Source organism: Pseudomonas azotoformans (assembly GCF_900103345.1).
GTDB classification, from domain to species: domain Bacteria; phylum Pseudomonadota; class Gammaproteobacteria; order Pseudomonadales; family Pseudomonadaceae; genus Aquipseudomonas; species Aquipseudomonas azotoformans.
In genome coordinates this window covers 3,377,184-3,399,211 of the sequence record NZ_LT629702.1, presented here as the reverse complement: position 1 = coordinate 3,399,211, position 22,028 = coordinate 3,377,184, and the positions used below count along the sequence as shown (strand labels likewise).

The following is a 22,028-nucleotide window of genomic DNA, read 5'->3' as shown; positions in this document are numbered from 1 at the left end:
AAGTGAAACCACTACCATGATGCGCAGCCACTATTGCGGCCAACTGAACGAGACCCTGGAAGGTCAGGAAATCACCCTTTGCGGATGGGTTCACCGTCGCCGCGACCACGGCGGGGTGATCTTCCTCGATATCCGTGATCGTGATGGTCTGGCCCAGGTGGTGTTCGACCCGGATCGCGCCGAAAGCTTCGCCGCCGCCGACCGCGTGCGCAGCGAATACGTTGTGAAGATCACCGGCAAGGTTCGCCTGCGTCCGGCGGGTGCCGTGAACAAGAACATGGCGTCCGGCGGGATCGAAGTGCTGGGCTATGAGCTGGAAGTGCTGAACGAGTCGGAAACCCCGCCGTTCCCACTCAACGAATACTCTGACGTGGGCGAAGAAACCCGCCTGCGCTATCGCTTCCTGGACCTGCGTCGTCCGGAAATGGCCGAGAAGCTGCGCCTGCGTTCGCGCATGACCACCAGCATCCGTCGTTTCCTCGACGAAAACGGTTTCCTGGACGTAGAAACGCCGATCCTGACCCGGGCCACCCCGGAAGGCGCGCGCGACTACCTGGTGCCTAGCCGTACCCACGCCGGTTCATTCTTCGCCCTGCCGCAATCGCCTCAGTTGTTCAAGCAACTGCTGATGGTCGCCGGCTTCGACCGCTACTACCAGATCGCCAAGTGCTTCCGCGACGAAGACCTGCGCGCTGACCGCCAGCCTGAATTCACCCAGATCGACATCGAGACCAGCTTCCTCGATGAAAAAGAGATCATGGGCCTGACTGAACAAATGATCCGCAACCTGTTCAAGGAAGTGCTGGACCTGGAGTTCGGCGACTTCCCGCACATGACCTTCGAAGAAGCCATGCGCCGCTACGGTTCCGACAAGCCAGACCTGCGTAACCCGCTGGAACTGGTAGACGTTGCCGACCAGTTGAAAGAAGTCGACTTCAAGGTGTTCAGCGGTCCGGCCAACGATCCGAAATGCCGCATTGCAGCACTGCGCGTGCCTGGCGGCGCGAGCATGCCGCGCAAGCAGATCGACGACTACACCAAGTTCGTCGGCATCTACGGTGCCAAGGGCCTGGCGTACATCAAGGTCAACGAGCGCGCCAATGGCGTTGACGGCCTGCAATCGCCGATCGTCAAGAACATTCCTCTGGACAACCTGAACGCGATCCTCGATCGCGTCGGTGCAGTCGACGGCGACATCGTGTTCTTCGGCGCCGACAAGGCCAAGATCGTCAGTGAAGCCCTGGGTGCGCTGCGCATCAAGCTGGGTCACGACCTGAACCTGCTGACCTGCGAGTGGGCTCCGATGTGGGTCGTTGACTTCCCGATGTTCGAAGAGAACGACGACGGCAGCTTCAGCGCCTTGCACCACCCGTTCACCGCGCCGAAGTGCTCGCCGGCCGAACTGGAAGCCAACCCGGCTGGCGCGCTGTCCCGTGCCTACGACATGGTGCTCAACGGCACCGAACTGGGTGGCGGTTCGATCCGTATCCACCGCAAAGAGATGCAGCAAGCGGTGTTCCGCCTGTTGGGCATCAACGAAGCGGAACAGGAAGAGAAGTTCGGCTTCCTGCTCGACGCCCTGAAATACGGCGCGCCGCCGCACGGTGGCCTGGCGTTCGGCCTGGACCGTCTGGTGATGCTGATGACCGGCGCCCAGTCGATCCGTGAAGTGATCGCCTTCCCGAAAACCCAGAGCGCTGCGGACGTCATGACCCAGGCTCCAGGTGTGGTGGATGCCAAGGCACTGCGCGAGCTGCACATCCGTCTGCGCGAGACGCCGAAGGCTGAGTAAGGCTGCTGCGTGAAAGCGCACTGAGGTTTACGCAGTCTAAAAAGGCGCATCTTCGGATGCGCCTTTGCGTTACAAGGGTTGCATTCCGCCTGGGGCGGAATTGATAAGGTTTCTAGAGAATTTTTGGAGTTGTGTTATGGCTGGCCATTCCAAGTGGGCGAACATCAAGCACCGCAAAGAGCGTCAGGATGCCAAGAAAGGCAAGATTTTCACCAAGTGGATCCGCGAGCTGACCGTCGCTGCCCGCCAGGGTGGGGGTGACCCGGGCTCCAACCCGCGTCTGCGCCTGGCGCTGGACAAGGCCCTGGGTGCCAACATGAGCCGCGACATCATCGACCGCGCCGTGGCCCGTGGCGCCGGTGCGGCCGATACCGACGACATGGTCGAGCTGAGCTACGAAGGCTACGGCCCGGGCGGTGTGGCGGTGATGGTCGAGTGCATGACCGACAACCGCAACCGTACTGCCGCCGCTGTGCGCCACGCTTTCAGCAAATGTGGTGGCAACCTCGGCACTGACGGTTCGGTGGCCTACCTGTTCGAGCGCAAGGGGCAGATCTCCTTCGCGCCGGGCACCGATGAAGACGCGCTGATGGAAGCGGCCATGGAAGCCGATGCCGACGATGTGGTGACCAACGAAGACGGTTCAATCGACGTGTTTACCTCGTTCGCCAGCTTCTACGCCGTGCGTAATGCCCTGGAAGCCGCCGGTTTCAAAGGTACTGACGCGGAAATCGTGATGTTGCCGACCACCAGCGCCGAGCTGGACCTGGACGGTGCGCAGAAAGTGCTGAAGATGCTGGACATGCTCGAAGACCTGGATGATGTGCAGAACGTTTATTCGAATGCGGATATCCCAGAGTCTGTGGCCGAACAGCTAGGCTGAAGGGCGATGTAGATCAAAAAGTGGGAGGGGGCTTGCCCCCGATGACAGTGTGTCAGTTACGTATAAATCGACTGATCCACCGCTATCGGGGGCAAGCCCCCTCCCACATGGGGTCTTCTCTGTATCAAAAATTGTGTTTACCCAACCCGCAGGCGTTATGACTTTAATCCTAGGTATCGACCCCGGTTCGCGCGTCACCGGTTTTGGTGTGGTGCAACAGACCTCGCGTGGCTGCGTGTATGTGGCTTCGGGCTGTATCCGTACCGGCGCGGGCGAGTTGGCCGAGCGCCTGCAGATCGTCTATCGCGGCGTGCGTGAAGTGATCCAGACCTACGGGCCGGTGACCATGGGCATCGAAAAGGTGTTCATGGCGAAGAATGCCGACTCCGCGTTGAAGCTTGGCCAGGCCCGTGGCGCCGCCATCGTTGCCGGCGCCGAGGAGGGCATGGAAATCGCCGAGTACACCGCCACCCAGGTCAAGCAGGCTGTGGTCGGCACCGGCGCGGCGAACAAAGAGCAGGTGCAGATGATGGTCATGCACATGCTCAAGCTCACTTCAAAACCGCAGATCGACGCCTCGGACGCCCTGGCTATTGCCATTTGCCATGCGCACACTCGCTCAAGCTTGCTGCCTCACGGCCTGGGCACGGCACGCAGTCGTGGCGGGCGCCTGCGTCTCTGATAGCATCAGCGCAATCGTTTTTCGGTCGGGCCTTGCTCTGACCCTAGCTTTAAGGATCTGAACCGTGATTGGACGCTTGCGCGGCACCCTGGCTGAGAAACAGCCGCCGCACCTGATTCTGGATGTAAATGGGTTGGGGTATGAGCTGGAAGTGCCCATGACCACCTTGTATCGCCTACCGTCGGTCGGTGAGCCGATTACGCTGCATACCCACCTGGTAGTGCGTGAAGATGCGCAATTGCTCTATGGTTTCATTGGCAAGCGTGACCGCGACTTCTTCCGTGAGCTGATCCGCCTGAATGGAGTGGGGCCGAAACTGGCCCTGGCGTTGATGTCGAGCCTGGAAGTGGATGAGCTGGTGCGTGCCGTTTCGGCCCAGGACACCTCGGCGCTGACCAAGGTGCCAGGCGTCGGCAAGAAGACCGCCGAGCGCCTGCTGGTGGAGCTCAAGGACCGCTTCAAGGCCTGGGAAGTCGTACCGAGCATGTTTGCCCTCGTCCCGAACCAGCCGGACATGCCGGCCGGCCAGGTGGCGAGTGCCGAGAGCGATGCGGTCAGTGCGCTGATTTCCCTGGGTTACAAGCCGCAGGAAGCCAGCAAGGCCGTATCGGCCATCAAGGACAAGAACCTGAGCAGTGAAGACATGATCCGCCGCGCCCTGAAGGGAATGATTTAAGTGATTGAAGCTGATCGTCTGATTGCAGCCACCGGCCCGCGCGACCGTGAAGAGGTCCAGGACCGCGCCATCCGCCCCCTGAGCCTGGCCGAGTACATCGGCCAGCCCACCGTGCGCGAGCAGATGGAGTTGTTTATCCAGGCCGCACGCGGGCGCAGTGAGTCCCTGGACCACACGTTGATCTTCGGCCCGCCGGGGTTGGGCAAGACCACGCTGGCGAATATTATTGCCCAGGAAATGGGCGTGTCGATCAAGTCCACCTCCGGCCCGGTGCTGGAGCGTCCGGGTGACCTGGCGGCGTTGCTGACCAACCTTGAACCGCACGATGTGCTGTTTATCGACGAGATCCACCGGCTCTCGCCGATTGTCGAAGAAGTGCTGTACCCGGCCATGGAAGACTTCCAGCTCGACATCATGATCGGCGAAGGCCCGGCGGCGCGCTCGATCAAGCTCGATCTGCCGCCGTTCACGCTGGTGGGTGCCACGACCCGTGCGGGCATGTTGACCAACCCGCTGCGAGACCGTTTCGGTATTGTTCAACGTCTAGAGTTCTACAGCACAGCTGATTTGGCGACCATTGTCAGCCGTTCGGCGAGTATTCTCGGCCTGCCGCTGGACCCGGAAGGCGCGTTCGAGATCGCCCGTCGGGCCCGCGGCACGCCGCGAATCGCCAACCGCTTGCTGCGCCGCGTGCGGGACTTTGCCGAGGTGCGGGCCAAGGGGCATATCACCAAGGCTGTGGCCGACTTGGCCTTGAACCTGCTGGACGTGGACGAGCACGGCTTCGATCACCAGGATCGACGTCTACTCTTGACCATGATCGAGAAGTTCGACGGCGGCCCAGTGGGCGTCGACAGCCTGGCGGCGGCCATCAGTGAAGAGCGCCATACCATTGAGGACGTGCTGGAGCCGTACCTGATCCAGCAGGGTTACATCATGCGTACCCCAAGGGGCAGGGTGGTGACGCGCCACGCCTATCTGCACTTTGGGTTAAACATTCCGTCACGATTGGGCGAGATGCCTGTAGTAGACGAATTTCTCGATGCAGTGGACGATTAAAAGCTTCACGCCAGACGATTTATCCGAGGTTTGTGCTGTCCTAGTGGCTGGTGTCGTCATTCAGTCGGTAGAAAAGTTTCAGACAATGAAAAAACAGTTGCCCAGCCGGATTGGCAACCTGAGGAGTAAGCACTAGAGTATGCGCGCGCAAAACGGGGATCAGTCGTTCGCACATCGCTGTCGCGTTTATTACGAGGACACCGATGCCGGCGGCATCGTGTATTACGTCAACTACCTCAAGTTCATGGAGCGGGCTCGAACCGAGCGGCTACGGGAGCTGGGCTTTGCCCAATCCGAGCTGGCAGGCGAGGACCTGTTATTCGTCGTGCACTCCAGCGAGGCGCGGTATCACGCGCCGGCGCGGCTGGACGACGAGCTGTTGGTCAGCGCTGAAGTAATCGAATTGAACCGTGTCAGCCTGCGTTTCAAGCAGCAGGTCAGGCGGGCAACGGATGCAACGCTGCTCTGTGAGGGGCAGTTCCTGGTGGCCTGTGTGCGCACCAATAGTTTGAAACCCCGGGCCATTCCCGAAGCTCTACGTGCGGCCTTTGCCGACGTAAGCGGCGCGGGTAAACAATCAAAGCAGGAGATTTAGCGTGGAACCTACCGTCGTCGACCATTCCTCCATGTGGAGCCTGGTCAGCAATGCCAGTGTTGTGGTTCAACTGGTCATGCTGACCCTGGTAGCCGCATCGGTTACCTCTTGGGTCATGATTTTTCAGCGCAGCAATCTGCTGCGTGCCGGTCGACGTGCCCTGGAGAGCTTTGAAGAGCGCTTCTGGTCGGGTATCGACCTGTCCAAGCTGTACCGCCAGGCTGGCAGCAACCCGGACCCGGATTCGGGCGTCGAGCAGATCTTCCGCGCCGGCTTCAAGGAATTCTCACGTCTGCGCCAGCAGCCAGGCGTTGACCCGGAAGCGGTCATGGAAGGGGTGGCCCGTGCCATGCGCGTCGCCATTTCCCGCGAAGAAGAAAAGCTTGAGCAAAGCCTGCCGTTCCTTGCCACCGTCGGTTCCGTCAGCCCTTACATCGGCCTGTTCGGTACCGTGTGGGGGATCATGAACTCCTTCCGTGGCCTGGCCCAGGCCCAGCAAGCGACCCTGGCTACCGTGGCCCCGGGCATCGCCGAAGCCTTGATCGCTACCGCGATCGGCCTGTTTGCCGCTATCCCCGCAGTAATCGCCTACAACCGCTTCGCTGCAACCAGCGAAACGTTGATCGGCCGTTACTACACCTTCGCCGATGAGTTCCAGGCGATCCTGCACCGTAAAGTGCACACCAGCGAAGAATAAGCAGGTAATTCCCAATGGCTTTAATCGCTCGAGCTCGCAAAAAGCGCAAGCCGGTCGCCGAGATGAACGTAGTGCCTTACATCGACGTGATGCTGGTGCTGCTGGTTATCTTCATGGTGACCGCGCCGATGCTCAACCAGGGCGTGAAGGTTGATTTGCCCAAGGTTTCCAGTGAAGCCTTGCCGCAAGACAACAACACTCAAGTCCTGACCATTTCGATCAAGGCTGACAAGACCTATTACTGGAACCTTGGCAGCGAAGTCGACACGCAGAAGCAGCAAGACAAGGCTCTCACCTTGCCTGCGATGACCGATGCTGTGACCAAGATCATTCGCTCCGGCAACGAAGGCGGCAAGCACACCCAGGTGTTCATCCGTGGCGACAAATCGGTCGACTACGGCTCTGTCATGGGCGCCATGGGCGGGCTGCAGAAGGCCGGCGTGGGTAACGTTGGCTTGATTACCGAGGCGCCCTGATGCAGCAACAGCGAGAGCCGTCCGCCTCGGAAAGCTTCTTCTGGCCTAGCGTCTGGGCGATTGCCCTGCACGTCCTGGTGTTTGGCATGCTGTTCGTCAGCTTTGCCATGACCCCGGACCTGCCGCCAGCCAAGCCGATTGTGCAGGCGACCCTGTATCAGCTGAAATCGAAAAGCCAGGCCACCACCCAGACCAATCAGAAGATTGCAGGTGAGGCCCAGAAGTCGGCTGCACGCCAGACTGAAGTCGAACAGATGGAACAGAAGAAGGTCGAGCAGGAAGCGGTGAAGGCGGCTGCGGAACAAAAGAAAGAAGAGGCGGCTCAAAAGGCCGAGGAATCGAAAAAGGCTGATGAAGCCAAGAAGGCCGACGAGGCGAAAAAGGCTGATGAAGCCAAGAAAGCCGAGAAAGCTGCCGAAGCGAAAAAGGCCGAAGAGAAACAATTGGCTGATATAGCCAAGAAGAAATCTGAAGAAGAAGCCAAGAAGGCTGCCGAAGAAGAGGCCAAGAAAAAGGCCGCTGAAGACGCCAAGAAGAAAATAGTCGAAGACGCGAAGAAAAAAGCCGCCGAAGACGCCAAGAAAAAAGCTGAAGCAGACGAGGCGAAGAAGAAAGTCGCCGACGACGCGAAGAAGAAAGCTGCCGCCGACGCCCAGAAGAAAAAGGCTCAGGAAGCAGCGCGCAAATCCGCCGAAGAGAAAAAGGCCCAGGCCTTGGCAGATTTGCTCTCCGACACGCCGCAGCGTCAGCAAGCCTTGGCCGATGAGCGTGGTGATGAAGTCGCGGGCAGTTTCGATGACCTGATTCGGGCGCGGGCAGCAGAAGGCTGGACTCGTCCACCTTCGGCGCGCAAAGGCATGACAGTAGTGCTGCAGATCGGCATGTTGCCGGACGGTACGGTGACTTCGGTCAGCGTGGCCAAGTCCAGTGGTGACGGTTCGTTCGACAGTTCGGCGGTTGCCGCGGTCAAGAACATTGGCCGGTTGACCGAGATGCAGGGAATGAAACCAAGCGACTTCGCTCCCTATCGTTCATTCAAGATGACATTCACACCTGAGGATCTAGCCTTGTGAGAAACCTTCTTCGAGGAATGCTTGTCGTTATTTGCTGTATGGCAGGGATAGCGGCGGCGGATGAAAAGAACATCCTGGTCACCAGCGGTAGCGATCGGGCCACCCCGATCGCGGTAGTACCGTTCGGCTGGCAGGGCGGCAGTGTGCTGCCGGACGACATGGCCCAGATCGTCAGTGACGACCTGCGCAACTCCGGTTACTACGCGCCGATTCCAAAAGGCAACATGATCAGCCAGCCAAACCAGGCCAGCGAAGTCGTGTTCCGTGACTGGAAAGCGGTGGGTGCGCAGTACCTGATGGTCGGCAACATCACGCCGGCCGGCGGTCGCCTGCAAATCACCTACACGTTGTTCAACGTGGCGACTGAGCAGCAGGTCCTGACCGGCAGCGTCTCGGGCACTGCCGAGCAGATCCGCGACATGGCCCACTACATTTCGGACCAGTCGTTTGAAAAGCTCACCGGCATCAAGGGTGCTTTCTCGACGCGCCTGCTGTACGTAACGGCTGAGCGTTTCTCCGTGGACAACACTCGCTACACCTTGCAGCGTTCGGACTACGACGGTGCGCGCGCTGTGACCTTGCTGCAATCCCGTGAGCCAATCCTGTCGCCGCGTTTCGCGCCGGACGGCAAGCGTATTGCCTACGTGTCTTTCGAGCAGAAGCGTCCGCGTATCTTCGTCCAGCACATTGATACTGGTCGTCGTGAGCAGATCACCAACTTCGAAGGCCTCAACGGTGCACCTGCGTGGTCGCCAGATGGTTCGCGCCTCGCGTTCGTGCTGTCCAAGGACGGCAACCCGGACATCTACGTGATGAACATGGCCACGCGCCAGATCACTCGTGCAACCAGCGGTCCGGGTATCAATACCGAACCGTTCTGGGGCAAGGATGGTTCGACCATCTACTTCACCTCTGACCGAGGCGGCAAGCCACAGGTCTATAAGGCGAACGTGAATGGTGGTGGTGCGGAGCGCGTTACTTTTATTGGTAACTACAACGCCAACCCTAAACTTTCGGCTGATGAAAAGACGTTGGTGATGATCCACCGTCAGGATGGTTTCACTAATTTCCGGGTTGCGGCCCAGGATTTGCAGCGTGGAACCGTAAAAATCCTTACAGATACCAACCTTGATGAGTCAGCCACTGTTGCGCCCAACGGCACCATGGTAATCTACGCCACCCGCCAGCAGGGCCGGGGAGTCTTGATGCTCGTGTCCATTAATGGACGCGTAAGGCTCCCACTTCCTACCGCACAAGGCGAAGTCAGAGAACCATCCTGGTCCCCTTACCTGAACTGACGCGGCGCTACAAAAAGATTTGCTTAACACACTGGGGTTCATTAGGAGTTTCACGATGGAAATGCTGAAGTTTGGTAAGTTTGCTGCTCTGGCTCTGGCTCTGTCCGTAGCCGTTGGTTGCTCGTCTAAAGGCGGCGACAATGCCGGTGAAGGCGCAGCTGTTGATCCAAACGCTGGTTACGGCGCTAACACTGGTGCGGTTGACGGCTCCCTGAGCGAAGAAGCTGCTCTGCGCGCTATCACCACTTTCTACTTCGAATACGACAGTTCGGACCTGAAACCAGAAGCCATGCGCGCTCTGGACGTTCACGCGAAGGACCTGAAAGCTAACGGCGCTCGCGTTGTTCTGGAAGGTAACACTGACGAACGTGGTACTCGTGAGTACAACATGGCACTGGGCGAGCGTCGTGCGAAAGCCGTTCAGCGCTACCTGGTACTGCAAGGTGTTGCTCCAGGCCAACTGGAACTGGTTTCCTACGGTAAAGAGCGTCCAGTTGCTACTGGCCACGACGAGCAGTCCTGGGCTCAAAACCGTCGCGTCGAACTGCGTAAGTAATTCGTCATGCGAACGTGCCGTCGTGCTCTGACTGTATTGGCTCTCAGCCTCGCACCGCTTGCGGTGTGGGCTGCGGTTCCTGTGGAAGATAGCAACTCTGGCTATAACAATAGCGGGAGCAGTTATCCGCCAGCGGGTTATGGCACGAACGGCGCCTATGCGGGGGGAGCGGCTACGTCCGCTCCCTCGGCACAGGGCGAACTGTTCAACCAGCTGCAACGCATGCAGGATCAATTGGCGCAGCAACAAGGCACCATTGAAGTACTGCAGAATCAAGTGAACCAGCTGAAGCAAGAAGGCCTGGAGCGTTACCAGGATCTTGATCGACGTATTGGAGCCGGCGTTCAACCTGCCGCAACTCCTGATAATTCTTCTGCCGGTGGCGCGCCTAGCGCTGCTGCCGGTGCAGCAGCAGGGGCGGCCGCAAGCCAAGCCCCTGCCGCGAGCAGTGAACCGGGTGATCCGGCGAAGGAAAAGCTGTATTACGATGCGGCCTTCGACCTGATCAAAGCCAAGGATTTCGACAAAGCCAGCCAGGCCTTTACCGCTTTCCTGCGTAAATACCCGAACAGCCAATATGCGGGCAACGCCCAATACTGGTTAGGTGAAGTCAACCTGGCAAAGGGTGATCTACAGGGCGCGGGCCAGGCATTTGCCAAGGTCAGTCAGCTGTACCCCAAGCACGCCAAGGTGCCGGACTCGCTGTACAAACTCGCTGACGTAGAACGCCGGCTGGGTCATACCGACAAGGTCAAAGGCATTCTGCAGCAGGTGGTAGCCCAATATCCGGGCACTTCCGCTGCCCAGTTGGCCCAACGGGATCTGCAGCGCTTGTAAGCGAGGTTTGCCCGTTTAGAAGAAACCCGCGCCTGGCGCGGGTTTTTTCGTTAGAATCCACGCCCTTTTATGAAACACGCTTTTTGGGGTCTACGCGTTGGCGGGGTCCCTTAAAGTGCCTGACGGAGGCGGACAGCCTGTTTAGCTGTTACGCCCGTGGCGACTATGCAAGACACATTACGTATTACCGAAGTTTTTTACTCGTTGCAGGGTGAAACGCGAACGGCCGGCCTGCCCACAGTATTTGTGCGTCTGACCGGTTGCCCCTTGCGTTGCCAGTATTGCGACAGCGCCTACGCCTTCAGTGGCGGCACGGTGCGCACCCTCGATGACATCCTGGAGCAGGTTGCCGGCTACAAGCCGCGCTACGTCTGTGTGACCGGCGGTGAGCCGCTGGCCCAGCCCAATGCCATCCCATTACTCAAGCAGCTGTGTGATGCCGGTTACGAGGTCTCCCTGGAAACCAGTGGCGCCCTGGATATCTCGGCGGTCGATCCGCGTGTAAGCCGCGTGGTGGATCTCAAGACCCCCGGCTCCAAGGAAGCGCACCGCAATCGCTACGAGAACATCGAGCTGTTGACGGCCAACGATCAGGTCAAGTTCGTCATCTGTTCGCGTGACGACTACGACTGGGCGAACTCCAAGCTGATCCAGTACGGCCTTGATCGCCGCGCAGGCGAAGTGCTGTTCTCGCCAAGCCACCATGATCTGAATGCGCGCGACCTTGCCGACTGGGTGGTGGCTGATAACCTGCCAGTCCGTCTGCAATTGCAGTTGCATAAATACCTTTGGAACGACGAGCCAGGACGCTGAAATGACTGAACCAATGATTGATCAAAAACGCGCGGTAATCCTGCTGTCCGGTGGCCTGGACTCGGCAACCGTGGTGGCGATGGCGCAAGCTGAAGGTTATGCCTGCTACACCATGAGCTTCGACTACGGCCAACGTCACCGTGCCGAGTTGAACGCTGCGGCCCGCGTCGCCCGCGACATGGGCGTGGTCGAACACAAAGTGATCGGTCTGAATCTCGACGGCATCGGCGGCTCCGCACTGACCGACAGCAGTATCGATGTGCCGGAAACCCCCGGTGAAGGCATCCCGGTGACCTACGTGCCGGCACGCAACACCGTGTTCCTGTCCCTGGCGCTTGGCTGGGCAGAAGTGCTCAATGCTCGCGATATTTTCATCGGCGTCAACGCAGTGGATTACTCCGGTTACCCTGACTGCCGCCCGGAGTTCGTCGAGTCGTTCGAGCGCATGGCCAATCTGGCGACAAAGGCCGGCGTAGAGGGGCAGGGCTTCCGCATCCTGGCTCCGCTGCAAAACCTCAGCAAGGCCGATATCGTGAAGGCAGGTGTAGGACTTGGCGTCGATTATTCGCTGACTGTTTCCTGCTACCAGGCAGACGATGACGGCCGTGCTTGTGGGAAATGCGACAGCTGCCGACTGCGTGCAGAAGGCTTCCAAGCCGCCGGAATTACTGACCCAACGCGTTATTTCTGATTTATTTCAAATAAGGTGTTGAATAATCCTTAGAAATCAGTATTATACGCGCCACCACACAGCGGGTCGTTAGCTCAGTTGGTAGAGCAGTTGGCTTTTAACCAATTGGTCGTAGGTTCGAATCCCACACGACCCACCATTTTTGGCGGTTTAGAAAATCCGGAAGGCCCACGCAAGTGAGGATTTCCGGGTTTTTTTTTGTCTGTTTGAAAACCCAGCAGCCCCAGGCGAATGAAAAACCTGGGGCTTTTTTACATCTGCGCGAGGTTGACGCTATCGCCGAAACCCATGGGTCACAATCGGGTTTTCAGGTCATTACTGGAAACGAAAAATCAGCCAAAGTCTTTGAAATACATAGAATTGTCCGACAATCATGCGCATGAAAAACTCTTCATAAACCCCCCGCTCGAACGTTGGTAGCTTCCCCATCGCTGCCCCACAATTCGAGTCCTAATAATGAATAACAAAACTCTTAAAGGCGCCTTGGCGCTCGCCGTTTCCCTTGCCTCAACCCCGTTGTTCGCCGGTGGTTTCGCGCTCAATGAACAAAGCATCAGTTCAATGGGCACGGGCTATGCTGGTCGTTCCTCCTCTGCCGAAGATGCCAGCACGGTGTTCGGCAACCCTGCCGGCATGTCGCGCCTGAAGCAGAATGAAGTCAGCCTCGGCGCGACTTACCTCGATGCCAAATCCAACATCAAGGACGCCAGTTCCGCGCAGTTTGGTGCCGACAACCCTGGTACCAACAAAGGCGATATGGTGCCCGGCATTGCCGTGCCGATGGGCTACCTGGTCACGCCCATCGATGAGCACTGGGCGTTCGGCCTGGGCATCTACGCGCCGTTCGGCCTGGTGACCGACTATGAACACAGCTTCCAGGGCAATGGCTTTGGCAACAAGAGCAAGGTCCAGGTCATCACCGTGCAGCCGACGGTCAGCTATGCCTTCAACGACAAAGTGTCGGTGGGCTTTGGTCCGACCTTCAACCGCATCAGCGGCGAGCTGGATTCGAAGGTGCCACTGGGTGGCGGCGCTGGCGAAAGCGTGAAGGTCAAAGGTGACGACAACGCCACCGGTTTCAACGCCGGTATCCTGGTGCAGCCCCTTGAAAGCACGCGCATCGGTGTGACCTACCACTCGCAGGTGGTCTACCACCTCAGCGGCAAGACCCATGCCTCCGGCTTGATTTCCGATGCGTTCGACGGTGGGCCGCAGAAGTATGACGCCAGCCTGGATGTGACCACGCCGTCATCGGTGGATTTCTCGGTAACCCATCAACTCAATGACGACTGGACCCTCTACCTCGGCAGCACCTACACCCGTTGGAGCCAGTTGAAGAAGATCACCATCAACAACGACGGAGTCTCCGACCTCACCGCTCAATTCGGTGGCCTGGGCTCCATCACCGAGCAGCAGCACTGGCATGACACGTGGTCCCACGCGATCGGTGCGGCCTATCGGGTCAACAAAGAACTCGTACTGCGGACCGGTTTCTCGGTGGACCAGACGCCTACCAACAACACCGACCGCTCCGTTCGAATTCCTACGGGGGACCGCACTGTTTTCAGCTTGGGTGCTGGCTGGACGCCCGTCGATAACCTGACCTTCGATGTGGCGTATTCCTACCTCAAGGAAGAACCGATCAAGGTGCGGCAGAACCTTTCCCAGGTTGGCCTGACTTACGATGCCAAATATGAAAACAGTGCCAACGGGTTCGGTGGCTCGGTGACTTACCGTTTTTGATAAAAAAACCGGCGGTAAATACGGGAAGCCCCATGTGGGGCTTCCCGTATTTTTGCCCGACGCAGGCGCAGGCGAACACCAGATTAGGCTTTTGAAACCATTCGATATTCTGTAGCCTTGCCGAGCTTCACCTTAACCCGTGCTTGATGAACACAATCACTTCGTCCGGCGGTGCCCGAAGGGCTCCAGAGCCGGTGGTACACTCGACTTTCGCGCAACTGCGCCTGCAGGTCTTGCGAACATGACGCAAATTTCCGAACGCCTTCTGGTTCAAGCCCACCTCGACGCCAAGCAGCCCAAGGCCCTCAGCGCCGATGAAGAGGCGAGCCTGCGCACTGCCATCGCCGCCGAGCTCAAGGCTCAGGATGCGGTGCTGGTTGCCCACTTCTACTGTGACCCGGTGATCCAGGCCCTGGCCGAAGAAACCGGTGGCTGTGTCTCCGACTCCTTGGAAATGGCCCGCTTCGGCGCCGCTCACCCGGCCAAGACCGTGTTGGTCGCCGGTGTGCGTTTCATGGGCGAGACCGCCAAGATCCTCACCCCTGAAAAACGCATCCTCATGCCCACCTTGGAAGCCACCTGCTCCCTGGACCTGGGCTGCCCCGTCGATGAGTTTTCGGCGTTCTGCGACCAGCATCCCGAACGCACCGTGGTGGTGTATGCCAACACTTCGGCGGCGGTCAAAGCCCGGGCGGATTGGGTGGTGACGTCAAGCTGCGCGCTGGAAATCGTCGAAAGCCTGATGGACAACGGCGAGACGATCATCTGGGGGCCAGACAAGCACCTGGGCACATACATCCAGCGTCAGACCGGTGCAGATATGCTGCTGTGGGACGGCGCCTGCATCGTCCACGAAGAGTTCAAGTCCAAGCAGTTGGAAGATATGAAGGCGCTTTACCCGGATGCAGCCATTCTGGTGCATCCGGAGTCGCCGACGTCGGTGATCGAACTGGCGGATGCCGTGGGCTCGACCAGCCAGCTGATTGCAGCGGCCCAGCGCCTGCCGAACAAGACGTTTATCGTCGCCACCGACCGCGGCATCTTCTACAAGATGCAGCAGCTGTGCCCGGACAAGGTCTTCGTCGAAGCGCCTACCGCCGGTAACGGCGCCGCTTGCCGCAGTTGCGCACACTGCCCGTGGATGGCAATGAACACGCTGGAGCGCACGTTGCAGTGCCTGCGTGAAGGCAGTAACGAAATTTTCGTCGAACCGTCGGTGATACCTCATGCCGTGCGTCCGCTCAAGCGCATGTTGGATTTCACCCAGGCGGCGCGGCTGAAGCTGGCCGGTAACGCATAGTCGAACGCGGTAAAAAATGTGGGAGGGGGGGCTTGCCCCCGATAGCAGTGTGTCAGTCACAGGTGTATTAACTGATCCACTGCTATCGGGAGCAAGCTCCCTCCCACATTTTGATCTCCAATAGGCAGAAGGTTATTTCTTCTGCTTCGGAATCCGCACCAACTGCGAGTCCGAATAGATGTCATGCCAGCTGCGTTTGCGCTTATCAAACAGCGACCAGATAAACCCCAGCCCCAGGCACAACCATGACGCAATCGACACCACGAAGCGCAGCAGCGCCTGCCACAGGCTGATCCGCGAGCCGTCAGCGTTCTGCACGCGTACGCCCCACACCTGCATGCCCAGGGTCTGGCCGGAATGAGTCCAGAACTTGGCGAAGAAGCCGAACAGCACAAACAACAGGATCGTCGACAACAACGGGTCGCCATCCAGCGCGCCGGATTCGGTGAGGGTGCGCATCCTGGCTTCACCGACAAACGCGATCCAGATCAGCTTGTAGATAAACGCGGTGACGATCATTAGTGCGGTACATAGCAGGAAATCATAGAACATCGCTGCCAGGCGACGGCCCAGGCCAACGGCGGGGAATTCGCCTTGCGGGCTCAGCAGGGGGTTCGGCATGGCAGGGCTCTCTTATGAAAAAAGCCATTTTACGAGCAAACGCATATAAAAAAGCCCCTGATGTCACCATCAGGGGCTTTTTGTCGCAGAAGAACTCAGTGGTTTTCTGCTTGTACTTCGTCAGCCTGCATGCCTTTCTGGCCTTGCACAGCAACGAATGTCACTTTCTGGCCTTCTTTCAGGCTCTTGAAGCCGTTGCCCTGAATAGCGCGGAAATGCACGAACAGATCCGGACCGCTTTCTGGAGTGATAAAACCAAACCCTTTCTCGTCGTTGAACCACTTGACGGTACCGCTCTGACGTTCAGCCATTTTCTTATTTCCTTGACGCTAAAAATTAATGACAGCCCCTTTCGCATGAAAGAGTACTGGGCTGGGTTGCAGGAAAGTAAGAGACGTCGAACGGGTTGTAGCGGACTTCTTTGGCTACTGCCCAGGTCCAGGTTCCAAGCGACCCATGCAAACACAGTGGGCAAACTCTACGCCAACTAATAGAGAAAAAACAAGCCCTGCCAAAAGCCCAGGTTTTGCTGGGGATCATGACACTTGGGTGAATAGTGTGAATCCGACTTATTCGATAGAGTTGATCACTTGTTATAGGTTAATCGCTCTAGTAGAGACTATCGGTAGTGCACTGTTTTATGGCGATTGCGTTACAGATTAGTGCACGTTAACGCAATCGCGTTACTTATAGAAACAGTCAATCAGCCACGATAGTAACGTTGTGGCACAAATGGCATTTTACTTACACGAAGTGGCACCTTTTTCCCACGCACCAACGCAGAGACTTCGGTATCCAGTGCGATGAATGCGCTGTCCAGGTAACCCATAGCGAGCGGGCCGCCGAGGGTCGGGCCGAAACCGCCGCTGCACACGCTGCCGATCACGGTGCCGTCTGCGTCGACAATCTCCGCGCCTTCACGTACGGGCGTGCGTTCCTGTGGCAGCAGGCCTACACGTTTGCGGCTCACGCCGGTTTGCTGCTGGGTGAAGATCTGGTCGGCGCCAGGGAAGCCACCGGCACGTGCACCGTCGGCACGGCGCGCCTTCGAGATAGCCCACAACAGGCTGGCCTCGATCGGGGTGGTGTCGGTGTTCATGTCGTGGCCGTACAGGCACAGCCCTGCTTCCAGGCGCAACGAGTCGCGGGCGCCCAGGCCGATGGCCTGTACTTCGGTCTCGGCCAGCAGGCTGCGCGCCAGGCTTTCGGCATTGGCGGCAGGCACGGAGATTTCGAAGCCGTCTTCACCGGTGTAGCCCGAACGGCTGACATAGCAGTCCACGCCCAGCAGGCGCAGGGAAGCGAATTGCATGAAGGTCATCTTGGTCACTTCCGGCGCCAGGCGCGCCAGCACCTTGACCGCGGCCGGGCCCTGCAGGGCCAGCAATGCACGCTCTTCGAACAGCGGCTCGATGGTGCACTGGTCGCCGATATGCTGGCGCAGGTGCGCCAGGTCCTGGTCCTTGCAGGCCGCATTGACCACCAGGAACAGTTCGTCGTTACCCAGGTTCGCCACCATCAGGTCATCGAGAATGCCGCCCTGCTCATTGGTGAACATCGCGTAACGCTGCATGCCCACCGGCAGATCGATGATGTCGACCGGCACCAGGGTTTCCAGAGCCTTGGCGGCGTTGGCACCGGTGAGGCGGATCTGGCCCATGTGGGACACATCGAACAAGCCGGCTTGATCACGGGTGTGCAGGTGTTCCTTCATCACGCCCAGCGGGTATTGCACTGGCATGTCGTAGCCGGCGAAGGGCACCATGCGTGCGCCCAGTTCGAGGTGCAGGGCGTGCAGAGGGGTTTTCAACAGGGTTTCGGTGGACATATTCAGCTCCTGAAAAACGTGCTGGCGCGCTTTTAGGCGTCAGCACTCGATAATGTTGACCGCCAAACCGCCACGGGCGGTTTCCTTGTATTTGCTTTTCATGTCGGCGCCGGTCTGGCGCATGGTGCGGATGACCTTGTCGAGGGACACAAAGTGCTGCCCATCGCCGCGCAAGGCCATGCGCACTGCATTGATCGCCTTGACCGAGCCCATGGCGTTACGCTCGATGCAGGGCACCTGCACCAGCCCGCCAATCGGGTCGCAGGTCAGGCCGAGGTTGTGTTCCATGCCGATTTCGGCGGCGTTTTCCACCTGGGACACGCTGCCGCCCAACACTTCGCACAACGCACCGGCGGCCATGGAACAGGCCACGCCGACCTCGCCTTGGCAGCCGACTTCGGCCCCGGAGATCGAGGCATTTTCCTTGTACAAAATGCCAATGGCCGCCGCCGTGAGCAGGAAGCGCACAACACCATCTTCATTCGCGCCGGGAATGAAGCGCATGTAGTAATGCAGCACCGCCGGTACGATCCCGGCCGCGCCATTGGTGGGCGCCGTGACCACGCGCCCGCCGTTGGCGTTTTCTTCGTTGACCGCCAGGGCGTAGAGGTTGACCCAGTCGAGCACCGACAACGGGTCGCGCAACGCCGACTCCGGGTTCTTGCACAACTGGCGATGCAGGGCCGCAGCACGACGCTTGACCTTCAAGCCGCCGGGCAGGATCCCTTCGTTGCGACAACCGGCGTCCACGCAGTCCTGCATCACCTGCCAGATTTTCAGCAAACCGGCGCGGGTTTCCGCTTCCGGGCGCCAGGCGCTTTCATTGGTCAGCATCACCTGGCTGATGGACAGCCCGTAAGTGGTGCAATGGCTCAGCAAATCCTTGGCGTGCTTGAACGGGAAGGTCAGGGGCGTGGCGTCTTCGACAATCCGGTCGGCGCCGGCGGCGTCTTCGTCCACCACAAAACCACCGCCGACCGAGTAGTACTCGCGGCTGCGGATCTGGATGCCCGCCGCATCAAAGGCACGAAAAATCATGCCGTTGGGATGGTAGGCGAGGGGTTTGCGAATCATCGCCAGGTGTTCTTTCTCGTTGAACGCAATGCGGTGTTCACCGAGCAGGTTCAGGTGGCCGTCCTTGCGCATCTGCGCCAGGCGTGTTGCCACGGTTTCGGTATTCACAGTGTCCGGGTGTTCGCCTTCCAGGCCCAGCAGTACGGCTTTGTCGCTGCCGTGGCCTTTGCCGGTGGCGCCCAGCGACCCATAGAGTTCCACCTTGACGCAGGTGGTGGCGCTCAGCAGGTTGTCACGCTTGAGACCCTCGACGAATCGAGCGGCCGCACGCATCGGGCCGACGGTGTGGGAGCTGGAGGGGCCAATGCCAATCTTGAACAGGTCGAACACGCTAAGGGACATGGTTGTTCTCCGGTTTCTTATTATTGGACGCGGTCAGTGTGGGAGGGGGCTTGCCCCCGATAGCGGTGGGTCAGCTACAGATTAGCTGGCTGACCCACTGCAATCGGGGGCAAGCCCCCTCCCACAGGGGACCGAGTTGATCTCTTGGTTACGCGTAGCTCTCGATGGAAGGGCATGCGCAAACAAGGTTGCGATCACCAAACACGTTGTCGACACGCCCCACCGGCGGCCAGTACTTGCCCTCGATCAACGACGGCACGGGGTACACCGCCTGCTCGCGGGTGTACGGGTGCGTCCACTCACTCACCAGTTCAGCGGCCGTGTGCGGGGCGTTTTTCAGAGGGTTGTCGTCCTTGTCCAGGGTGCCGTTTTCCACCGCGCGGATTTCTTCGCGGATGGCGATCATTGCGTTGCAGAAGCGGTCCAGTTCTTCCTTGGATTCACTTTCGGTCGGCTCGATCATCAGCGTGCCAGCCACCGGGAACGACATGGTCGGCGCATGGAAGCCGAAGTCGATCAGGCGCTTGGCCACGTCATCCACGCTGATGCCGCTGCTGTCCTTCAACGGGCGCAAATCCAGGATGCATTCGTGGGCCACCAGGCCGTTGCTGCCGGTGTACAGCACGGGGTAGTGCTCTTCCAGGCGACGGGAAATGTAGTTGGCGTTCAAAATCGCCAGCTGTGAAGCGCGCTTGAGGCCCGCACCGCCCATCATGCTGATGTACATCCAGGTGATCGGCAGGATGCTTGCGCTGCCGAACGGCGCCGCGCACACCGCGCCTTCCTTGCGTTCCATGGCCGCGTGGCCTGGCAGGAACGGCGTGAGGTGCGACTTGACGCCAATCGGGCCAACGCCCGGGCCGCCACCGCCGTGAGGAATGCAGAAGGTCTTGTGCAGGTTCAGGTGGGACACGTCGCCGCCGAACTTGCCCGGGGCGCACAGGCCGACCATGGCGTTCATGTTGGCGCCGTCGATGTACACCTGACCGCCGTTGTCATGAATGATGCCGCAGATTTCGCGGATGCCTTCTTCGAACACACCGTGGGTGGACGGGTAGGTGATCATCAGCGCGGCGAGGTGCTCACGATGCTCGATGGCCTTGGCACGCAGGTCTTCGATGTCGACGTTGCCACGGGCGTCGCACGCAGTGACGACCACGCGCATGCCGGCCATGTTGGCGGTCGCCGGGTTGGTGCCGTGGGCCGAAGACGGGATAAGGCAGATGTCGCGACGCTCTTCACCACGGCTCTGGTGGTAGGCACGAATGGCCAGGAGGCCGGCGTACTCACCCTGGGAACCGGCGTTCGGTTGCAGCGAGATCGCGTCGTAGCCGGTAGCCGCGCAGAGCATCGCTTCCAGTTCGGACGTCAGTTGCAGGTAGCCGGCGCTTTGTTCGGCCGGGGCGAACGGGTGCAGGGCACCGAACTCGGCCCAGGTCACCGGGATCATTTCGCTGGCGGCGTTGAGCTTCATGGTGCACGAGCCCAGCGGGATCATGGTGCGGTCCAGCGCCAGGTCCTTGTCGGCCAGTTTGCGCAGGTAGCGCATCAGCTCGGTTTCGGAATGGTAGCGGTTGAATACCGGGTGGCTGAGCACAGGCGACTGGCGCAGCAGGGCGGCAGGCAGGGTGCTGTCGACGCTGGCGTTGAAGGCCGGCAGGGCCTTGCCGTTGGCGAAGATGGACCACAGGGCTTCGATATCGGCCTGGGTGGTGGTTTCGTCCACCGACACACCCAGACGCTCGGCGTCCACCACACGCAGGTTGATGCGCTGGGCGCGGGCCTTGTCGTGCAGGGCGGCAGTGTTGGGGCCAGTGTTCAGGGTAATGGTGTCGAAAAAGTGGGCTTGTTCGACGGTCAGGCCCAGGGCGGTCAGGCCCTTGGCCAAAATCGCGGTGAGTTGATGCACACGCTGGGCGATCTGGGTCAGACCCTTGGGGCCGTGGTACACGGCGTACATGCTGGCGATGTTAGCCAGCAATACCTGGGCGGTGCAGATGTTCGACGTGGCTTTCTCGCGACGGATATGTTGTTCGCGGGTCTGCATGGCCAGGCGCAGGGCCGGTTTGCCGAAACGGTCGACGGACACACCGACCAGGCGGCCCGGCATGTCGCGCTTGAACGCATCCTTGGTGGAGAAGTACGCCGCGTGCGGGCCACCAAAGCCCAGCGGCACGCCGAAGCGTTGCGCGCTGCCGATGGCCACGTCGGCACCGAACTCGCCCGGTGGGGTCAGCAGGGTCAGGGCCAGCAGGTCGGCGGCCACGGCCACTAGGGCATTGGCGGCGTGGAAGCGCTCGGTCAGTTCGCGGTAGTCGAAGACGTCACCGTTGCTGGCTGGGTATTGCAACAGGGCGCCGAAGAATGGGCTGACGTCGGTCAATTCACGCTCATCGCCCACCACCACGTCGATGCCCAACGGCTCGGCACGGGTGCGCAGCACGTCGAGGGTCTGCGGGTGGCTGTGGATCGAAGCGAAGAAGGCGCTGCTGCCCTTGTTCTTGCTCAGGCGCTTGCAGAAGGTCATGGCTTCGGCGGCGGCGGTGGCTTCGTCGAGCAGGGAGGCGTTGGCGATCGGCAGGCCGGTGAGGTCGCTGATCAGGGTCTGGAAGTTCAGCAGCGCTTCCAGGCGGCCTTGGGAAATCTCGGGTTGGTACGGGGTGTAGGCGGTGTACCAGGCCGGGTTTTCCAACAGGTTGCGTAGGATCGGCGACGGCGTGTGGCAGTTGTAGTAGCCCTGACCGATGTAGGTCTTGAACAGTTGGTTCTTGCCGGCGATGGCCTTGATCTTGGCCAGGGCCTCGGCTTCGCTCAGGCCGTCTTCCAGGCCGAGCACGCTGGTGCCCTTGATGCTTTCCGGGATCACGCTGGCGCTCAGGGCTTCCAGGGAGTCAAAACCGAGGCTGGCGAGCATCTGCTGCTCGTCCTCCTGGCGCGGGCCGATGTGGCGGGCGATGAATTCGTTGGCGGTGGTGAGATTAACGGTCATGGC

General features: G+C 59.7%; 21 protein-coding genes and 1 tRNA gene. 17 read left to right on the top strand and 5 right to left on the bottom strand.

All coding sequences use genetic code 11. The features are described 5' to 3' along the window. Positions 1-16 precede the first annotated feature (16 nt). The 17 genes from aspS (at position 17) to nadA (ending at position 15,171) form a co-directional block, all read left to right on the top strand. The gene (gene aspS, locus BLR69_RS15245) at positions 17-1,792 is read left to right on the top strand and encodes an aspartate--tRNA ligase (RefSeq protein ID WP_021491234.1); all 1,776 of its coding nucleotides are present in this window, start codon (positions 17-19) and stop codon (positions 1,790-1,792) included. Between the two features lie 136 nt (positions 1,793-1,928). Continuing rightward, complete coding sequence (locus BLR69_RS15240) at positions 1,929-2,675, top strand: YebC/PmpR family DNA-binding transcriptional regulator (RefSeq protein ID WP_058423270.1); 747 nt, start codon at positions 1,929-1,931, stop codon at positions 2,673-2,675. A 157-nt stretch (positions 2,676-2,832) separates the two neighbouring features. Next, complete coding sequence (gene ruvC, locus BLR69_RS15235; RefSeq protein ID WP_071496534.1) at positions 2,833-3,357, top strand: crossover junction endodeoxyribonuclease RuvC; 525 nt, start codon at positions 2,833-2,835, stop codon at positions 3,355-3,357. Positions 3,358-3,421: 64 nt separating this feature from the next. Then, positions 3,422-4,033, top strand: a complete 612-nt coding sequence (gene ruvA / locus BLR69_RS15230; RefSeq protein WP_003175802.1) for a Holliday junction branch migration protein RuvA — start codon at positions 3,422-3,424, stop codon at positions 4,031-4,033. Continuing rightward, positions 4,034-5,092, top strand: coding sequence for a Holliday junction branch migration DNA helicase RuvB (gene ruvB / locus BLR69_RS15225; RefSeq protein ID WP_003193867.1), 1,059 nt, complete (start codon positions 4,034-4,036; stop codon positions 5,090-5,092). 139 nt (positions 5,093-5,231) lie between these two features. Next, positions 5,232-5,687, top strand: coding sequence for a tol-pal system-associated acyl-CoA thioesterase (ybgC, locus tag BLR69_RS15220; RefSeq protein ID WP_025854760.1), 456 nt, complete (start codon positions 5,232-5,234; stop codon positions 5,685-5,687). 1 nt (position 5,688) lies between these two features. Beyond that, complete coding sequence (gene tolQ / locus BLR69_RS15215) at positions 5,689-6,384, top strand: protein TolQ (protein ID WP_015885609.1); 696 nt, start codon at positions 5,689-5,691, stop codon at positions 6,382-6,384. A 23-nt stretch (positions 6,385-6,407) separates the two neighbouring features. Further along, complete coding sequence (tolR, locus tag BLR69_RS15210; protein WP_161793227.1) at positions 6,408-6,860, top strand: protein TolR; 453 nt, start codon at positions 6,408-6,410, stop codon at positions 6,858-6,860. After that, positions 6,860-7,933, top strand: a complete 1,074-nt coding sequence (tolA, locus tag BLR69_RS15205; protein WP_071496535.1) for a cell envelope integrity protein TolA — start codon at positions 6,860-6,862, stop codon at positions 7,931-7,933. Before tolR ends, tolA begins: the two co-directional genes overlap by 1 nt. A gap of 17 nt (positions 7,934-7,950) precedes the next feature. Next, positions 7,951-9,231, top strand: a complete 1,281-nt coding sequence (tolB, locus tag BLR69_RS15200; RefSeq protein WP_071496536.1) for a Tol-Pal system beta propeller repeat protein TolB — start codon at positions 7,951-7,953, stop codon at positions 9,229-9,231. 55 nt (positions 9,232-9,286) lie between these two features. Beyond that, positions 9,287-9,787 carry a peptidoglycan-associated lipoprotein Pal gene (gene pal, locus BLR69_RS15195; RefSeq protein ID WP_003209827.1) on the top strand — a complete coding sequence of 167 codons (501 nt, stop codon included), beginning with the start codon at positions 9,287-9,289 and terminating at the stop codon, positions 9,785-9,787. Positions 9,788-9,793: 6 nt separating this feature from the next. Continuing rightward, positions 9,794-10,624: a tol-pal system protein YbgF gene (ybgF, locus tag BLR69_RS15190; RefSeq protein WP_071496537.1), complete on the top strand. Its 831-nt coding sequence runs from the start codon at positions 9,794-9,796 to the stop codon at positions 10,622-10,624. 165 nt (positions 10,625-10,789) lie between these two features. Beyond that, positions 10,790-11,437, top strand: coding sequence for a 7-carboxy-7-deazaguanine synthase QueE (gene queE / locus BLR69_RS15185; RefSeq protein WP_025854757.1), 648 nt, complete (start codon positions 10,790-10,792; stop codon positions 11,435-11,437). 16 nt (positions 11,438-11,453) lie between these two features. Further along, a complete protein-coding gene (gene queC / locus BLR69_RS15180) occupies positions 11,454-12,128 on the top strand; it encodes a 7-cyano-7-deazaguanine synthase QueC (protein ID WP_071496602.1) in 675 nt (224 codons plus the stop codon). Between the two features lie 63 nt (positions 12,129-12,191). Beyond that, positions 12,192-12,267, top strand: a tRNA-Lys gene (locus BLR69_RS15175). A 317-nt stretch (positions 12,268-12,584) separates the two neighbouring features. Continuing rightward, positions 12,585-13,871, top strand: a complete 1,287-nt coding sequence (locus tag BLR69_RS15170; protein ID WP_071496538.1) for an OmpP1/FadL family transporter — start codon at positions 12,585-12,587, stop codon at positions 13,869-13,871. Between the two features lie 241 nt (positions 13,872-14,112). Further along, positions 14,113-15,171 carry a quinolinate synthase NadA gene (nadA, locus tag BLR69_RS15165; protein ID WP_071496539.1) on the top strand — a complete coding sequence of 353 codons (1,059 nt, stop codon included), beginning with the start codon at positions 14,113-14,115 and terminating at the stop codon, positions 15,169-15,171. A 132-nt stretch (positions 15,172-15,303) separates the two neighbouring features. Here nadA and BLR69_RS15160 read toward each other — a convergent pair whose 3' ends face one another. The 5 genes from BLR69_RS15160 to gcvP all read right to left on the bottom strand — a co-directional run bounded on the left by BLR69_RS15160 (position 15,304) and on the right by gcvP (position 22,025). Continuing rightward, positions 15,304-15,792 (bottom strand): RDD family protein, encoded by a 489-nt coding sequence (locus BLR69_RS15160; RefSeq protein ID WP_071496540.1) that lies wholly within the window; start codon positions 15,790-15,792, stop codon positions 15,304-15,306. 95 nt (positions 15,793-15,887) lie between these two features. Continuing rightward, positions 15,888-16,103: a cold-shock protein gene (locus BLR69_RS15155; RefSeq protein WP_071496541.1), complete on the bottom strand. Its 216-nt coding sequence runs from the start codon at positions 16,101-16,103 to the stop codon at positions 15,888-15,890. A 392-nt stretch (positions 16,104-16,495) separates the two neighbouring features. After that, a complete protein-coding gene (gene gcvT, locus BLR69_RS15150) occupies positions 16,496-17,620 on the bottom strand; it encodes a glycine cleavage system aminomethyltransferase GcvT (RefSeq protein ID WP_071496542.1) in 1,125 nt (374 codons plus the stop codon). 39 nt (positions 17,621-17,659) lie between these two features. Beyond that, positions 17,660-19,036, bottom strand: coding sequence for an L-serine ammonia-lyase (locus BLR69_RS15145; RefSeq protein WP_071496543.1), 1,377 nt, complete (start codon positions 19,034-19,036; stop codon positions 17,660-17,662). Positions 19,037-19,184: 148 nt separating this feature from the next. After that, positions 19,185-22,025, bottom strand: a complete 2,841-nt coding sequence (gene gcvP / locus BLR69_RS15140; RefSeq protein WP_071496544.1) for an aminomethyl-transferring glycine dehydrogenase — start codon at positions 22,023-22,025, stop codon at positions 19,185-19,187. Positions 22,026-22,028: the final 3 nt, after the last annotated feature.

What these genes read in the sequence shown, in the direction of transcription:
- aspS (WP_021491234.1), top strand. Translation starts at nt 17, where the DNA reads ATGATGCGCAGCCACTATTGCGGCCAACTGAACGAGACCCTGGAAGGT.
- BLR69_RS15240 (WP_058423270.1), top strand. Translation starts at nt 1,929, where the DNA reads ATGGCTGGCCATTCCAAGTGGGCGAACATCAAGCACCGCAAAGAGCGT.
- ruvC (WP_071496534.1), top strand. Translation starts at nt 2,833, where the DNA reads ATGACTTTAATCCTAGGTATCGACCCCGGTTCGCGCGTCACCGGTTTT.
- ybgC (WP_025854760.1), top strand. Translation starts at nt 5,232, where the DNA reads ATGCGCGCGCAAAACGGGGATCAGTCGTTCGCACATCGCTGTCGCGTT.
- tolA (WP_071496535.1), top strand. Translation starts at nt 6,860, where the DNA reads ATGCAGCAACAGCGAGAGCCGTCCGCCTCGGAAAGCTTCTTCTGGCCT.
- tolB (WP_071496536.1), top strand. Translation starts at nt 7,951, where the DNA reads ATGCTTGTCGTTATTTGCTGTATGGCAGGGATAGCGGCGGCGGATGAA.
- pal (WP_003209827.1), top strand. Translation starts at nt 9,287, where the DNA reads ATGGAAATGCTGAAGTTTGGTAAGTTTGCTGCTCTGGCTCTGGCTCTG.
- ybgF (WP_071496537.1), top strand. Translation starts at nt 9,794, where the DNA reads ATGCGAACGTGCCGTCGTGCTCTGACTGTATTGGCTCTCAGCCTCGCA.
- queE (WP_025854757.1), top strand. Translation starts at nt 10,790, where the DNA reads ATGCAAGACACATTACGTATTACCGAAGTTTTTTACTCGTTGCAGGGT.
- BLR69_RS15170 (WP_071496538.1), top strand. Translation starts at nt 12,585, where the DNA reads ATGAATAACAAAACTCTTAAAGGCGCCTTGGCGCTCGCCGTTTCCCTT.
- nadA (WP_071496539.1), top strand. Translation starts at nt 14,113, where the DNA reads ATGACGCAAATTTCCGAACGCCTTCTGGTTCAAGCCCACCTCGACGCC.
- BLR69_RS15160 (WP_071496540.1), bottom strand. Translation starts at nt 15,792, where the DNA reads ATGCCGAACCCCCTGCTGAGCCCGCAAGGCGAATTCCCCGCCGTTGGC.
- BLR69_RS15155 (WP_071496541.1), bottom strand. Translation starts at nt 16,103, where the DNA reads ATGGCTGAACGTCAGAGCGGTACCGTCAAGTGGTTCAACGACGAGAAA.
- gcvT (WP_071496542.1), bottom strand. Translation starts at nt 17,620, where the DNA reads ATGTCCACCGAAACCCTGTTGAAAACCCCTCTGCACGCCCTGCACCTC.
- BLR69_RS15145 (WP_071496543.1), bottom strand. Translation starts at nt 19,036, where the DNA reads ATGTCCCTTAGCGTGTTCGACCTGTTCAAGATTGGCATTGGCCCCTCC.
- gcvP (WP_071496544.1), bottom strand. Translation starts at nt 22,025, where the DNA reads ATGACCGTTAATCTCACCACCGCCAACGAATTCATCGCCCGCCACATC.